Origin of the sequence: Micromonospora echinofusca, from assembly GCF_017614955.1 — a bacterium.
Lineage (GTDB): Bacteria > Actinomycetota > Actinomycetes > Mycobacteriales > Micromonosporaceae > Micromonospora > Micromonospora echinofusca_A.
Genome location: NZ_WVUH01000025.1, coordinates 1 through 13538, shown reverse-complemented (window position 1 = coordinate 13538; position 13538 = coordinate 1). Strand labels below are relative to the sequence as shown.

Genomic DNA, 13538 nt, shown 5'->3' with positions numbered 1-13538 from the left:
AGCTAATCACGCTGAGTAAAATTTTCGACACGCTGGGCGGTGTCCGGTGCCCGGAGGTTCTAGGCTTCCGTCGTGCGTGGAATCGTGCTGGCCGGCGGCGCCGGCTCTCGTCTGTGGCCGGTGACCCGGGCTGTGTCGAAACAGCTCATGCCGGTCTTCGACAAACCGATGATCTACTATCCGCTCTCCACCCTGGTGATGTCCGGGGTGCGGGAGATCCTCGTCGTGACCACCGCCGACGACCAGGCGCAGTTCCGGCGGCTGCTCGGCGACGGCAGCCGGTACGGGCTGCGACTGTCCTATGCGGTGCAACCCCGCCCGGAGGGGATCGCCCAGGCGTTCGTGCTCGGCGCCGACTTCATCGGCGACGAGTCGGTGGCCCTGATCCTGGGCGACAACATCTTCCACGGGGTGGGGCTGAACCGGCAGCTCGCCGAGCAGGGCGGGCCGGTCGGCGGGCGGATCTTCGCCTACCCGGTGGCCAATCCGCAGGCGTACGGCGTGGTGGAGTTCGACGCCGCCGGTCAGGTGCTGTCCATCGAGGAGAAACCGGCCAAGCCGAAGTCCCGTTACGTGGTGCCCGGCCTGTACTTCTACGACAACCAGGTGGTGGAGATCGCCGCCGGGCTCACCCCGAGCGAGCGGGGCGAGCTGGAGATCACCGCGGTCAACGAGGCGTACCGGGAGGCGGGGCAACTGACCGTGACGGTGCTGGACCGGGGCACCGCCTGGCTGGACACCGGGACGTTCCACGCGATGATGCAGGCGGCCGAGTTCGTCCGGGTCATCGAGGAGCGGCAGGGCATGAAGATCGGCTGCCTGGAGGAGGCGGTCTGGCGCGCCGGGCTCATCGACGACCGTCAGTTGGCCGAGTTGGCGGACCCGCTCACCCGCAGTGGCTACGGCAACTATCTGCTCGACCTGCTGGCCGAGGGACGTCGATGACCTGCCGCCGGGCCGGTCCGGTTCCGCTCCGGGGCCGGATCCGCCCGGCACGCCCGGACGAGCGCTGCCCAACCGGGCCTCCGGGCGGCTAATGTCAGACCATGGAGCGGCGAATCTTCGGCCTTGAGACCGAGTACGGCGTCACCTGCACGTACCGCGGGCAGCGGCGGCTGTCCCCCGACGAGGTCGCCCGTTACCTCTTCCGCCGGGTGGTGTCCTGGGGGAGGTCGAGCAACGTCTTCCTGCGTAACGGTGCCCGGCTCTATCTGGATGTCGGGTCCCACCCCGAGTACGCCACCCCCGAGTGCGACTCGGTCGCCGACCTGGTCGCCCACGACCGGGCCGGTGAGCGGATCCTGGAGGGGCTGCTCATCGACGCGGAGAAGCGGCTGCACGACGAGGGGATCGCGGGCGAGATCTACCTGTTCAAGAACAACACCGACTCGGCCGGCAACTCCTACGGTTGCCATGAGAACTACCTCGTGTCCCGGCACGGTGAGTTCGGCCGGCTCGCCGACGTGCTGATCCCGTTCCTGGTCACCCGGCAGCTCATCTGCGGCGCCGGAAAGGTGCTCCAGACCCCACGCGGCGCGGTCTACTGCCTGTCGCAGCGGGCCGAGCACATCTGGGAGGGGGTCTCCTCGGCCACCACCCGGAGCCGACCGATCATCAACACCCGGGACGAGCCGCACGCCGACGCCGAACGCTACCGGCGGCTGCACGTCATCGTCGGTGACTCGAACATGAACGAGGTCACCACCCTGCTCAAGGTCGGCACCGCCGACCTGGTGCTGCGCATGATCGAGGCCGGCGTGGTGATGCGCGACCTCTCCCTGGAGAACCCGATCCGGGCGATCCGCGAGGTGTCCCACGACATCACCGGCCGGCGCAAGATCCGGCTCGCCTCCGGCAAGGAGGTCAGCGCGCTGGAGATCCAGCAGGAATACCTCGCGAAGGCGGTCGAGTTCGTCGAGCGCCGGGGCGGGGACCAGACCGCGAAGCGGGTGGTGGAGCTCTGGGGCCGGGTACTGCGGGCGGTGGAGACCGGTGACCTCGAACCGGTGGCCCGGGAGATCGACTGGGTCACCAAGCTGCGGCTGATCGAGAAGTACCAGGCCAAGCACGACCTGCCGCTGTCCCACCCACGGATCGCCCAGATGGACCTCGCCTACCACGACCTGCGGCGCGGCCGGGGGCTCTACGGGCTGCTGGAGCGGCGCGGCCAGGTCGACCGGATCGCCACCGACCTGGAGATCTTCGAGGCCAAGGAGACCCCGCCGCAGACCACCCGGGCCCGGCTGCGGGGCGAGTTCATCCGGCACGCCCAGGAGAAGCGCCGGGACTTCACCGTCGACTGGGTGCACCTCAAGCTCAACGACCAGGCCCAGCGGACCGTGCTCTGCAAGGACCCGTTCCGGGCGTACGACGAGCGGGTCGAGCGTCTGATCGCCAGCATGTGAGCCCTCGTGCCGGGAGGGGGTGCGGCACCCGCCGGCCCCTCCCGGCACGACGGTACGCTGGTGCAACTATGACGTTCCCGCAACCATCCGACCGTTCCGGCCGCACCGAGCGGCAGAACTTCATCGAGCGGCGCCGGCAGAAGATCCGCGAAGAGGTCGAACGCAACCGTCGTGGCGAGTACAAGGTGCCGACCTGGGTGCTGGCGCTCGCCCTGGTGCTGATGGTCGGCGGCTGGCTCGCCCTGATCTTCCTGTCCTGACACCACCGTCGGTACCGGCGCGTCGACCGCCCGGCCGACCTCAGCCGGTCGCGGCGAGCCGGGCGGCGTACCGGCCGGCAGCGGCGGCGGCCAGGAAGTAGGCGTGGTCGGCGTCCAGTCCCCGCCCCATCGTCGACAGCGGCACCGGACTGGCCCGCAGTGCCGCGTCGAGGCCGTCGGTCGGCACGGTCACGATCCGGTGCCGGTCCGCCAGGGGGGCCACCGCCGCCGCCACCTCGGCGGCCAGCGCCGGCTCCAGCCCGTCCGGCAGCACCAGGTCGGCCGGGGCGAGGGCGACCCGGCCGTACGCCGTGGCGCTGTGGTGGGACAGCCCCCGGTGCCGGGGGCGCGGGTCGGCGTCGGAGATCCGCAGCGAGCCGACCGGGCGACCGCCCAGCGTGGCGATCGCGTTGACCGCCTCGCCGACCGCGACCCCGGAGAACCCCCACCGGGTGCCGGTGCCCAGGTTGCCGGGCCCCTGGGCGACGATCGCCACCTCGGCGTCGAGCACGTGCCGGGCGGCGAGCAGGCCGCTGTGCAGGTTGGTCGCCTCCAGGTCACCCCCGAAGGCCTGCCCGACGCTGACCGTGCCGACCAGCTCGGTACGCAGGCCGGCCAGGGTGCGGGAGAACCAGGCCGGCAGGGCACCCCCGTCGGTCAGCAGGTACGCCACCCGCGCGGTGGGCGTCTCGGCGTGGATCCCGGCCAGGATCGCCGGCAGCGCCGAGTGCAGGTCGGCGGTGACCACCGGCAGCCCGGCCAGGTCGTCGGCGTCGACCAGCGCGGCCCGGTGCGGTGAGGCGTCCTCGTCGACGCCGAGCAGGATCGGTTGCAGCGGGGTGTACCGGGCCTTGACCAGGTGACCGGCGTCCCGGGTGTCCCGGGCGTCGGGCGGGTCCGCCGGCAGCCGGTCCGGTAGCGCCACCACCAGGGCGTACCCGCCGGTGCCGAGCCCCATCAGCAGGGCCGAGGCGTTGAGCAGCACCCGGTCGCCCGGTTCCGGCTCACCCACCAGCGCGGGGTAGGCCAGCGCCCGCATGTCGCCCCCGTCGGCGAGGGTGACCTCCAGTTCCACCGCGCCGGGCCACCGCCGCCGTACCGTCGTGACCGTGCCGGACCGCCATCGCACCATGCCCGGCACGGTAACCGCGTGGTCGCCGGGGCGTGACGCGGGGGCCCGGTCGGGTCACAGGTCGCGTTGCTCGCCGGTGGGGTCCAGGAAGACGTAGCGCACCGACGGGTACCGGGCGGTGAGGCGACGTTCGGCTTCGTCGGCGGTGTGTTCGATGACCGCGCCGGACGCGTCGTCGTCGAAGTCGACCTTGGCGGCAACCAGCACGTCGTCCGGGCCGAGCTGCATGGTCAGCAGGGTGTGCACCCGGCGCACCGCCGGCAGGTCGACCAGTTCCTGCTCGATGCCGCCGCGCAGCCGGGCCGGCACCGCCCGACCGACCAGCAGGGAGATGTTGCTGCGACCGAGTACCGCGGCCACCACCAGCAGCAGGATCCCGATCGCGATGGAGGCGAGGCCGTCGTACAGCTCGTCCCCGGTCAGCTCGGACAGCCCGACACCGGCGGCGGCCAGCAGCAGGCCGATCAGCGCGGCGCTGTCCTCCAGGAACACCGCCTTGACCGCCGTGTCGGCGGTGTGCCGCAGGTACCGGGCGGGGCTGGTCTCCCAGCGTCGGGACTCCCGGCGGACCTGACGTACCGCGCGGGCCAGGGAGACCGACTCGATGGCGAACGACACCGCGAGCACGATGTACGACACCAGGTACTCGCCGCTGTGCTTGTGCACCAGGATCGTGGTGACCCCGTGGGTGATGGAGAACCCGGCGCCGGCCACGAACGTGAAGATCGCCGCCAGGAACGCCCACACGTAGCTTTCCTTGCCGTACCCGAAGGGGTGGGTGCTGTCGGCGGGCCGCGCGCCCCGGCGGAGCGCGGTGTAGAGGAGCACCTCGGTGGTGGTGTCGGCCAGGGAGTGGGCCGCCTCGGAGAGCATCGCCGCGGAACCGGAGATCACCCCGGCGACGAGCTTGGCGGCGGCGATGGCGAGGTTCGCGCCGCCGGCTACGATCACCGTGCCGACGCTCTCGGCATTCGCTTCCCGCTCCTCGGACACCAGGTCACCCTACGACCGGGTGGTTCCGGCCGCAGGTCGCCGACCTGCACCTGCACGCCACGCCCGCGTGGGTGCACGACCCGAACGGGTGGGCTGCTAGCGTCTTGCAGGTGTCGCGGACCCGCACCGAACGCCTGGTCAACCTGGTGATCTGCCTGCTCTCCACGCGACGGTTCCTGACCGCCGCGCAGATCGCTGCCACCGTGCCCGGATACGAGCACGATCCCTCCGACGCGCGGGACCACGAGGCGTTCCAGCGCAAGTTCGAGCGGGACAAGGCCGAGCTGCGGGAACTCGGGGTCCCCCTGGAGACCGGTACGGCCAGCGTCTTCGACACCGAGCCGGGCTACCGGATCGCGCACCGCGAGTACGCCCTGCCGGACATCCCGTTGGAGCCGGACGAGGCGGCTGCCGTCGGGATCGCCGCGCGGCTCTGGCGGCACGCCGGGCTGGCCACGGCGGCCTCCTCCGGGCTGGCCAAGCTCCGGGCCGCCGGGATCGACGTGGACCCGCAGGCCACCCTCGGGGTGGAGCCGATGGTGACGGTCGATCCGGCGTTCGCGCCGTTGACGGCCGCCGCCCGAGACCGCCGGACGGTGCACTTCGACTACCGGACCCCGGACGGCGACACCCCCACCGGCCGTCGGTTGCAGCCGTGGGGGGTGGTCTGCTGGAAGGGCCGCTGGTACGTGGTCGGCCACGACCTGGACCGGGGGGCGACCCGCTGCTTCCGGCTGTCCCGGGTGGTCGGCGCGGTCCGGCCGGTCGGTCAGCCGGGTGCCTACACCCCGCCCGCCGACGTGGACCTGATCAGTCATGTGGCGCGCTGGTCGGGGCCGGTGGAGCGCTCCGGTCGGGCCACCGTGCTGGTGGCGTCGGGGCGGGCGGCCGGGTTGCGTCGGTGGGCGCAGGAGGTGCACACCGGTGCCGACGGTGACCGGCTGGTGCTGCCGTACGCCGACGTCGAGACGCTCGCCGGTCGACTGGTCGGGTACGGCCCCGACGTGCGGGTCGTGGACCCGCCGGAGGTGCGGGAGGCGGTCATCCAGCGGTTGAAGGAAATCGTCGCCCGCCACGAGGAACTCAGCACGCCGGGAGGGCAGGCATGACCAGGACGGCGACCCGCGCCGCGACGCGTACCTCGGCGGACCGGCTGGCCCGGCTGCTGAACCTGGTGCCGTACCTGCTCGCCCGACCGGGTATCGAGCTGGCCGAGGCGGCCGGGGACCTCGGGGTCACCGAGCGGCAGCTACGCGAGGACCTGGAGCTGCTCTGGGTCTGCGGGCTGCCCGGGTACGGCCCGGGTGACCTGATCGACATGGCCTTCGACGGGGACCGGGTCACCATCACCTACGACGCCGGCATCGACCGGCCGCTGCGGCTCACCCAGGACGAGGCGTTGGCGCTGGTGGTGGCGCTGCGGATGCTGGCCGAGACGCCCGGGGTGGACAACCGGGACGCGGTCGAGCGGGCCCTGGCCAAGATCGAGAGCGCGGCCGGTGACCTGGCCGACGCCCCGGTGGCGGTCCGGATGCCGGACGACTCGACCCGGGTGGAGGCGCTGCGGGCCGCCGTCCAGCGGGGCCGGGCGCTGCGGATCACCTACTACACGGCGGCCCGGGACGAGACCACCGAGCGGACCGTCGACCCGTTGCGGATGCTGAACGTGGGTGGGCGGGCCTACCTGGAGGCATGGTGCCGCCGGGCCGAGGCGGTACGCCTGTTCCGGGCCGACCGGATCGACGCCTTCACCGAGCTGGACGGCGCGGCCGTGGTACCGCCGCAGGCCCAGCCGCAGGACGTCACCGAGGGGGTGTTCCGGCCGTCGGTGGACCTGCCGTTGATCACGCTACGGGTCGGTCGGGGGGAGCGGTGGATCACCGAGTACTACCCCTGTGAGCGGGTCGAGCGGGGCGAGGGCGACCAGTGGCTGGTCTGGATGCGGGTGACCGATCTGGGTTGGGCCCGCCGGTTCGTGCTCGGGCTCGGGCCGAGCGTCACCGTGGTCTCCCCGCCGGAGCTGGTGGAGCAGGTACGGGCCCGCGCGGCTGCGGCCCTCGACGCGTACGCCACCGTCGTGCCGGCCGCCGCCGGTCGGGCGGAGCCGGTCGACACCCACTAGGCTGGCCGCCGTGGTGAAGTGGATCGTTCTCGCGGTGGTGGTGGCGGCGTTCGTGGTGCTCGCCCTGGCGGTGCGGCCGGTGCTGGTACGCCTGCCGGCGCTGCGCCGGGCGGCGCTCGGGTTGCAGCAGCGGCAGGCGCAGGCCGAGTCGCTGGTCGTCGGCGCCGAGACGCTCCAGCAGCGGGTGGGCAGCCTCCAGGAGCAGGCCGACACGATGGCGCAGCGGCTCGCCGTGATCAAGGCCAAGCGCGGGGAATGATCGAGATCTGCAACTGGCTGCGCGGTCCGGGCCGGTTTCGCGCAGGAAGTGCCGCAGGGTGATGGGTTGACGGGACGCGCGCCGTTAGCCGAGACTTCACCGACCAGGCATGCTCCCCGGCTGCCTGGCGGGTGGCGGGAGCCGTCGACGGACGTACGATGGGCTCCGACACCGACGTAGACGACACAGAGCGACTGGAGCTTCCCATGGGTGCCCTCAAGCCGTGGCACATCGCCGTACTCGTGGTCGTGCTGATCCTGCTCTTCGGCGCGAAGCGGCTCCCGGACGCGGCCCGCTCGCTGGGCCGTTCGCTGCGGATCATCAAGGCCGAGACCAAGAGCCTGGCCGACGACGACCGTGACCTGGCCGAGAAGGCCGACGCCCAGGCCGCCCGGCAGCCGCTGCCGCCGCAGAACGTCCAGCAGCAGCCGTACGCCGCCCCCCAGCAGCCGGCCGCGCCCCCGGCGGTCGACCCGGTACAGCGCGTCCGCGACAACTGAGCCGGGGCCCGACCACCGATGGGCTTCGCTCTGCGCAAGCGTGGGCCGAGCAACTTCGAACGGGCCGCCGACGGCTCGATGACCCTCATCGAGCACATCCGTGAGCTGCGCAACCGGTTGTTCCGCGCCTCGCTGGCCATCCTGGTCGGCTTCGGCGTGGGCATCTGGCTGGCCGGTCCGGTCCGTCGGCTGCTCGAACAGCCGTACTGCTCGCTGCCGAACTCGAAGGACCCGGACACCGGGCTGTGCAACTTCGTGCAGCTCGGGCCGGCCGACCTGTTCCTGCTCAATCTGAAGATCGGCCTCTGGGTCGGGCTGATCGTGGCGGCGCCGGTCTGGCTCTACCAGCTCTGGGCGTTCATCGCGCCGGGTCTGCACCGGCACGAGCGGCGCTACGCGTACGTGTTCACCGCCCTGGCCGCGCCGCTGTTCGCCGCCGGTGCGGTGCTCGCCTTCTTCGTGACGTCGAAGGGTCTGGAGTTCCTGCTGGAACTCTCCGACACCGACATCAGCACGACCCTGGACATCACCCGCTACATCTCCTTCGTCACCAACCTGATCCTGCTGTTCGGGGTGGCGTTCGAGTTCCCGCTGATCGTGCTGATGCTCAACTTCGTCGGCATCGCCAGCGCCCGCAAGCTGCTGGGCTGGTGGCGGGTCGCGGTCTTCGTCTTCTTCGCCTTCTCCGCGGTGGTCACCCCCACCCCCGACCCGTTCGGGATGACCGCCCTGGCGATCTGCCTCTGCGCGTTGTACTTCGCCGCCGTCGGGGTGGCGTTCATCAACGACAGGCGCAAGGGCCGGGGTAAGGAGATCTACGCCGGGGTCGCCGACGACGAGGTCTCCCCGCTGGACCTCGACCCGGAGCCGGTCACGGCCGGCGACCGGGTCGACGCGGTCGCCCCGGTGGCCGCCCCCGAGCCGGTCGCGGCACCGAAGCCGATCAACCGGCAGTACGACGACATGACCTGACCGACGGTGCCGGCCGGGTACCCCGGCCGGCACCGTCCGGGCATGGACCGCGCTCCGCGCGCCGGGTACGGTGCTCGCCGTGACCGACCCTGATCACCTTCCCCTGCCGCCGGGCCCGGTGGCCGTGCTGGTCAATCCGACGGCCGGCAAGGGCCGGCACCGTGACCTGCTGCCACAGGTGCTGGCGCGGCTCGCCGAGGGGGGCCGGCCACTGCGGCTGCTCGACGCGGTCACCCCCGACGACGCGGTCCGGGCCTGCCACGCCGCGGTGGCCGAGGGCGCCGGCGCGCTGGTCGCGGTCGGCGGGGACGGCACCGTGCACCTGGGCCTCCAGGCTGTCGCCGGCCGGGCCGTCGGGTTCGCCCCGGTACCGGCCGGCACCGGCAACGACTTCGCCGTGGAGACCGGGTACCCGCTCGATCCGCTGGCCGCCGTCGACACGGTCACCGCCGCGCTGCGCGCCGGGCGTACCCGGGGGGTGGATCTGGCCCGGCTGACCGGCGCGGACGGCGCCGTGCGCTGGTACGGCGCGGTGCTCGCGGCGGGATTCGACGCGGTGGTCAACGAGCGGGCCAACCGGATGCGCTGGCCCCGGGGCCCCCGCCGGTACGACCTGGCCATCCTGGTGGAGCTGGCCCGGCTGCGCCCGCGCCGCTACACCCTCGTGCTGGACGGGGTACGCCACGAGGTGGACGCGGTCCTCGTGGCGGTGGGTAACACCGCCAGCTACGGCGGCGGCATGCGGGTCTGTCCGGCCGCCGACCCGTCCGACGGGCTGCTCGACGTGATCGTCGGCGGCCGGTTCACCCGACGGGAGCTGATCCGGGTGAAACCGCGCATCTACCGGGGCAGCCACGTCGACCATCCGCTGGTGCGGACCTACCGGGCCCGCACGGTGGAGTTGTCCGGGCCGCAGCTCGTGGCCTACGCCGACGGGGAGCGTACCGCCGCGCTGCCACTGACGGTGACCGCCGTGCCGGGCGCGGTACGCCTGCTGCGCTGACCGCCCCGCTCTGGCCCTGCCCGCTGATCCTGCCCGCCGGCCGGCTCACCGGGCCCGGTCGGGGCGGCCGGTCGGGGCGGCCGTCAGCGGTCGGCGACCGCCAGGTCGAGGACGGCGGCCAACCCGTTGGAGCGGCCCGCCTCGGCCGCCGGGAGCACCAGCGCCGCACAGCCGGCCCGTACCGCGCCGGCGTCGGCCGGGGTGTCCCCGACCATCAGGGTGCGTTCCGGGTCCACGCCCAGCATCCCGCAGGCACGCAGGAAGATCCCCGGGTCGGGTTTGCAGCGCCCCACCTCGTACGACAGTGCGTAGGCGTCGACCAGGTCGGCGAAGCCCCAGTCGGCGAAGATCGGCCGGATGTCGAAGCCGATGTTGCTGACCACCGCGACCCGGACACCGGCCGCGCGCAGGGCCCGCAGGGCCGGGCCGGTGTCGGTGTACGGCACCCAGCCGGCCGAGGTCAGCACCCGCTCGTAGAGCGCCTCGGCGAGCCCGTCGTCGGTGCCGGTCACGGTCTCGGCGAGGCCGGTGTAGGCGGCCCGGTGGGCGTGCGGGTACAGATCCCGGTCGGACCAGACCTCGGCCAGTCGGGGTGGTACCCGGGCCGGCAGCGGGCCCCCGGCCCGCCCGGCGGTGGTCAGCCGGTCGGCCAGCGCGGTGGCGCGGGCGCGTTCCAGGCTCATCCCGCACGTGGTGGCGGCGGCGAGCACCCAGTCCAGTGGGGTCTCCACCTGGGCGAGGGTGCCGTGGAAGTCGAGCAGCACGGCGTCGACCGGCCGGCGCGGGGGCACCTCGGCGGCGGCGGGGCTGCCGCTGAAGGTACCGGGCATGGGCGGTTCGGTGTGGTCCGACACGTGGTGCACCCTACCGACCGCCTCCGACGGGTCCGTCCGACGGCCTCGCCGCGTGCATCCAGCCGGTACGCACTAATCTTGGTGGCATGTCGAGCCCCGCCGAGCGGTACGCCGCGGCGCGCCGCCGGGCCGCGCAGGCCAACATGTTCCCGGCGCTGGACGAGTTCGCCCTTGACCTGGGGTTCGATCTCGACGATTTCCAGCGGGAGGCGTGCCAGGCCCTGGAGCGGGGCAGCGGGGTGCTGGTCTGCGCCCCGACCGGGGCCGGCAAGACGGTGGTCGGTGAGTTCGCCGTGCACCTGGCGTTGCGGACCGCCCCGGAGGCGTCGGCGGACGGTCCGGCGGCGCCGGTGCGCAAGTGCTTCTACACCACCCCGATCAAGGCGCTGTCCAACCAGAAGTACCACGACCTGGTAGACCGCTACGGTGCCGAGCAGGTCGGGCTGCTGACCGGCGACAACGCCATCAACGGCGACGCGCCGGTGGTGGTGATGACCACCGAGGTGCTGCGCAACATGCTCTACGCCGGCTCGGCGACCCTGGCCGGTCTGGCGTACGTGGTGATGGACGAGGTGCACTACCTGGCCGACCGGTTCCGGGGCGGGGTCTGGGAGGAGGTCATCATCCACCTGCCCGACTCGGTGACCCTGGTGTCGCTGTCGGCCACCGTCTCCAACGCCGAGGAGTTCGCCGACTGGCTGGTCACCGTCCGGGGCGAGACCGAGGTGGTGGTCAGCGAGCACCGGCCGGTACCGCTGTGGCAGCACATGCTGGTCGGCCGGCGGATGTTCGACCTGTTCCACGACGCCGACGCGGCCCGCAAGCACGATGTGCACCCGGAGCTGCTGCGCTACACCCGGGACACGATGCGCCGCCTGGAGCTGGGTGAGGGGCGCAGCGCGGGCCCCGGACACGGGCGGCGCGGGCCACGCTGGCGCGGGCCGCTGCGCCCGGACATCGTCGAACGGCTGGACCGGGAGGGTCTGCTCCCGGCGATCCTGTTCATCTTCAGCCGGGCCGGGTGCGCCGCCGCCGTGCAGCAGTGCCTCGCCGCCGGGCTGCGGCTGACCACGCCCGAGGAACGCACCGAGATCCGTCGGGTGGTCGAGTCCAAGGTCACCGCCATTCCCGGCGAGGACCTGACCGTGCTCGGCTACTGGGAGTGGCTCGACGGTCTGGAACGCGGCCTGGCCGCCCACCACGCGGGCATGCTCCCGGCCTTCAAGGAGGTCGTCGAGGAGCTGTTCGTCCGGGGTCTGGTCAAGGCGGTCTTCGCCACCGAGACCCTGGCGCTCGGCATCAACATGCCGGCCCGCTGCGTGGTGCTGGAACGGCTGGTCAAGTTCAACGGCGAGGCGCACGTCGACCTGACCCCGGGCGAGTACACCCAGCTCACCGGCCGGGCCGGTCGGCGGGGCATCGACGTCGAGGGGCACGCGGTGGTGGTCTGGTCGCCGGAGACCGACCCCCGGCACGTCGCCGGGCTCGCCTCGACGCGCACCTACCCGCTGCGGTCCAGCTTCCGTCCGTCGTACAACATGGCGGTCAACCTGGTCGGCTCGGTGGGTGTCGACCCGGCCCGCGCCCTGCTGGAGTCGTCGTTCGCGCAGTTCCAGGCGGACCGGTCGGTGGTCGGGCTGGCCCGCCAGGTGCAGCGCAACACCGAGACCATGGAGGCGTACGCCGCCGAGGCGGCCTGCCACCACGGCGACTTCGGCGAGTACTTCGCCCTGCGGGTGGCGATCGCCGACCGGGAACGGGCGCTGGCCCGGCAGGGGCAGGCGCAGCGCAAGGCCGCCGCGGTCGCCTCGCTGGAGCGGCTGCGCATCGGTGACGTGATCCGGGTGCCGTCCGGCCGGCGGGCCGGTCTCGCGGTGGTCCTCGAACCGGGCACCGGGGGGTTCGGCGAGCCCCGGCCGCTGGTGCTCACCCAGGACCGGTGGGCCGGTCGGATCACCCCGGGGGACTTCACCACCCCGGCCGAGGTGCTGGCCCGGATCCGGGTACCGAAGCACTTCAACCACCGTTCGCCGGCTGCCCGGCGGGATCTGGCGGCGGCGGTGGCCGGTACCGGCCTGGACCGGCACGCCGGCCGGCGCGGCGGGCGCTCGCGCGGTTCGGGGGAGGACCACCGGCTCGTCCAGCTCCGCGCGGAGCTGCGGCGGCACCCGTGCCACGCCTGCAACGAGCGGGAGGAACACGCCCGCTGGGCGGAGCGGCGTTGGCGGCTGGAGCGGGACACCGAGGAGCTGCGCCAGCGGGTGGCCGGCCGGACCGGCTCGCTGGCCCGGACCTTCGACCGGATCTGCGCCCTGCTGACCGCGCGGGGGTACCTCACCGCCGACAGTGAGGTCACCGACGCCGGGCGGACGCTGTCCCGGATCTGGAGCGAGGCGGATCTGCTGATCGCCGAGTGCCTGCGCCGGGGCGTGTGGGACGGGCTCGCCCCGGCAGAGTTGGCTGCTGCGGTGTCGGTGCTGGTGTTCGAGGCGCGCCGGGACGCCGACGAGCGGGCGTCGGTGCCGCGCGGACCGGTCGCCGACGCGGTCGACGCGACCCTGAAGCTGTGGAGCGAGATCGAGGCCGACGAGGCGTCCCGGGGGCTGGAGGTGACCCGGGAGCCGGATCTCGGCTTCGTCTGGCCGATCTACCGTTGGGCGCGCGGCGAGGTGCTGGCGAAGGTGCTCGCCAGCGGGCACAACCTGGACGGTGACATGCCGGCCGGGGATTTCGTCCGCTGGGCCCGGCAGGTGGTCGACCTGCTCGGCCAGCTCGCCGACTCCGGTGGGGTGTCGACCGAGCTGCGGCAGACCGCCCGGCAGGCGATCGCCGCCGTCAACCGGGGCGTGCTGGCCTACCACGCCGCCACCTGACGGCCGTACCCTCCGCTGCGCCCTGGGGGCGGCCCGCCTCCGCACTGCCCGTGCCCCGCGCGCCCTGCCTGTTGATCATGAAGTTGTTGTCACGACACGCCGACGTGGGTGACAACAACTTCATGATCAACGTTGCGGGGCGGGGTGCCGGATGCAGTCCGGGTG

Annotated in this window: 13 protein-coding genes; 10 read left to right on the top strand and 3 right to left on the bottom strand. The window is 73.0% G+C overall.

Annotated features, from left to right (window positions below; translation table 11 throughout):
- Nucleotides 1-72 precede the first annotated feature (72 nt).
- From rfbA to GSF22_RS05335, 3 genes are all read left to right on the top strand, one after another.
- Nucleotides 73-945 (top strand): glucose-1-phosphate thymidylyltransferase RfbA, encoded by an 873-nt coding sequence (gene rfbA / locus GSF22_RS05345; protein ID WP_208811614.1) that lies wholly within the window; start codon nucleotides 73-75, stop codon nucleotides 943-945.
- Between the two features lie 101 nt (nucleotides 946-1046).
- Nucleotides 1047-2405 (top strand): Pup--protein ligase, encoded by a 1359-nt coding sequence (pafA, locus tag GSF22_RS05340; RefSeq protein ID WP_208811613.1) that lies wholly within the window; start codon nucleotides 1047-1049, stop codon nucleotides 2403-2405.
- A 68-nt stretch (nucleotides 2406-2473) separates the two neighbouring features.
- Nucleotides 2474-2665 carry a hypothetical protein gene (locus tag GSF22_RS05335; protein ID WP_208811612.1) on the top strand — a complete coding sequence of 64 codons (192 nt, stop codon included), beginning with the start codon at nucleotides 2474-2476 and terminating at the stop codon, nucleotides 2663-2665.
- A 40-nt stretch (nucleotides 2666-2705) separates the two neighbouring features.
- Here GSF22_RS05335 and GSF22_RS05330 read toward each other — a convergent pair whose 3' ends face one another.
- Together GSF22_RS05330 and GSF22_RS05325 are read right to left on the bottom strand one after the other, a co-directional pair.
- Nucleotides 2706-3797 carry a DUF3866 family protein gene (locus GSF22_RS05330; protein ID WP_208811611.1) on the bottom strand — a complete coding sequence of 364 codons (1092 nt, stop codon included), beginning with the start codon at nucleotides 3795-3797 and terminating at the stop codon, nucleotides 2706-2708.
- A 54-nt stretch (nucleotides 3798-3851) separates the two neighbouring features.
- Nucleotides 3852-4790, bottom strand: a complete 939-nt coding sequence (locus GSF22_RS05325) for a cation diffusion facilitator family transporter (RefSeq protein WP_307803745.1) — start codon at nucleotides 4788-4790, stop codon at nucleotides 3852-3854.
- A gap of 110 nt (nucleotides 4791-4900) precedes the next feature.
- Between GSF22_RS05325 and GSF22_RS05320 the strand changes: the two genes are divergently transcribed.
- From GSF22_RS05320 to GSF22_RS05295, 6 genes are all read left to right on the top strand, one after another.
- On the top strand, nucleotides 4901-5899 hold the full coding sequence (locus GSF22_RS05320; protein ID WP_208811610.1) for a helix-turn-helix transcriptional regulator: 999 nt from the start codon (nucleotides 4901-4903) through the stop codon (nucleotides 5897-5899).
- A complete protein-coding gene (locus GSF22_RS05315; RefSeq protein ID WP_208811609.1) occupies nucleotides 5896-6912 on the top strand; it encodes a helix-turn-helix transcriptional regulator in 1017 nt (338 codons plus the stop codon). Before GSF22_RS05320 ends, GSF22_RS05315 begins: the two co-directional genes overlap by 4 nt.
- Before the next feature lie 10 nt (nucleotides 6913-6922).
- A complete protein-coding gene (locus GSF22_RS05310) occupies nucleotides 6923-7171 on the top strand; it encodes a hypothetical protein (RefSeq protein WP_208811608.1) in 249 nt (82 codons plus the stop codon).
- A gap of 206 nt (nucleotides 7172-7377) precedes the next feature.
- Entirely contained in the window at nucleotides 7378-7671 is a 294-nt protein-coding gene (tatA, locus tag GSF22_RS05305) for a Sec-independent protein translocase subunit TatA (protein WP_208811607.1), read from the top strand.
- 18 nt (nucleotides 7672-7689) lie between these two features.
- Nucleotides 7690-8643 carry a twin-arginine translocase subunit TatC gene (tatC, locus tag GSF22_RS05300; RefSeq protein WP_208811606.1) on the top strand — a complete coding sequence of 318 codons (954 nt, stop codon included), beginning with the start codon at nucleotides 7690-7692 and terminating at the stop codon, nucleotides 8641-8643.
- Between the two features lie 70 nt (nucleotides 8644-8713).
- Nucleotides 8714-9646, top strand: coding sequence for a diacylglycerol kinase family protein (locus GSF22_RS05295; protein WP_208811605.1), 933 nt, complete (start codon nucleotides 8714-8716; stop codon nucleotides 9644-9646).
- An 83-nt stretch (nucleotides 9647-9729) separates the two neighbouring features.
- Here GSF22_RS05295 and GSF22_RS05290 read toward each other — a convergent pair whose 3' ends face one another.
- Nucleotides 9730-10500, bottom strand: coding sequence for an HAD family hydrolase (locus GSF22_RS05290; RefSeq protein ID WP_439957746.1), 771 nt, complete (start codon nucleotides 10498-10500; stop codon nucleotides 9730-9732).
- 86 nt (nucleotides 10501-10586) lie between these two features.
- Between GSF22_RS05290 and GSF22_RS05285 the strand changes: the two genes are divergently transcribed.
- On the top strand, nucleotides 10587-13373 hold the full coding sequence (locus GSF22_RS05285; protein WP_208811604.1) for a DEAD/DEAH box helicase: 2787 nt from the start codon (nucleotides 10587-10589) through the stop codon (nucleotides 13371-13373).
- The last annotated feature ends 165 nt before the right edge of the window (nucleotides 13374-13538 follow it).

What these genes read in the sequence shown, in the direction of transcription:
- pafA (WP_208811613.1), top strand. Translation starts at nt 1,047, where the DNA reads ATGGAGCGGCGAATCTTCGGCCTTGAGACCGAGTACGGCGTCACCTGC.
- GSF22_RS05335 (WP_208811612.1), top strand. Translation starts at nt 2,474, where the DNA reads ATGACGTTCCCGCAACCATCCGACCGTTCCGGCCGCACCGAGCGGCAG.
- GSF22_RS05330 (WP_208811611.1), bottom strand. Translation starts at nt 3,797, where the DNA reads ATGGTGCGATGGCGGTCCGGCACGGTCACGACGGTACGGCGGCGGTGG.
- GSF22_RS05315 (WP_208811609.1), top strand. Translation starts at nt 5,896, where the DNA reads ATGACCAGGACGGCGACCCGCGCCGCGACGCGTACCTCGGCGGACCGG.
- tatA (WP_208811607.1), top strand. Translation starts at nt 7,378, where the DNA reads ATGGGTGCCCTCAAGCCGTGGCACATCGCCGTACTCGTGGTCGTGCTG.
- tatC (WP_208811606.1), top strand. Translation starts at nt 7,690, where the DNA reads ATGGGCTTCGCTCTGCGCAAGCGTGGGCCGAGCAACTTCGAACGGGCC.
- GSF22_RS05285 (WP_208811604.1), top strand. Translation starts at nt 10,587, where the DNA reads ATGTCGAGCCCCGCCGAGCGGTACGCCGCGGCGCGCCGCCGGGCCGCG.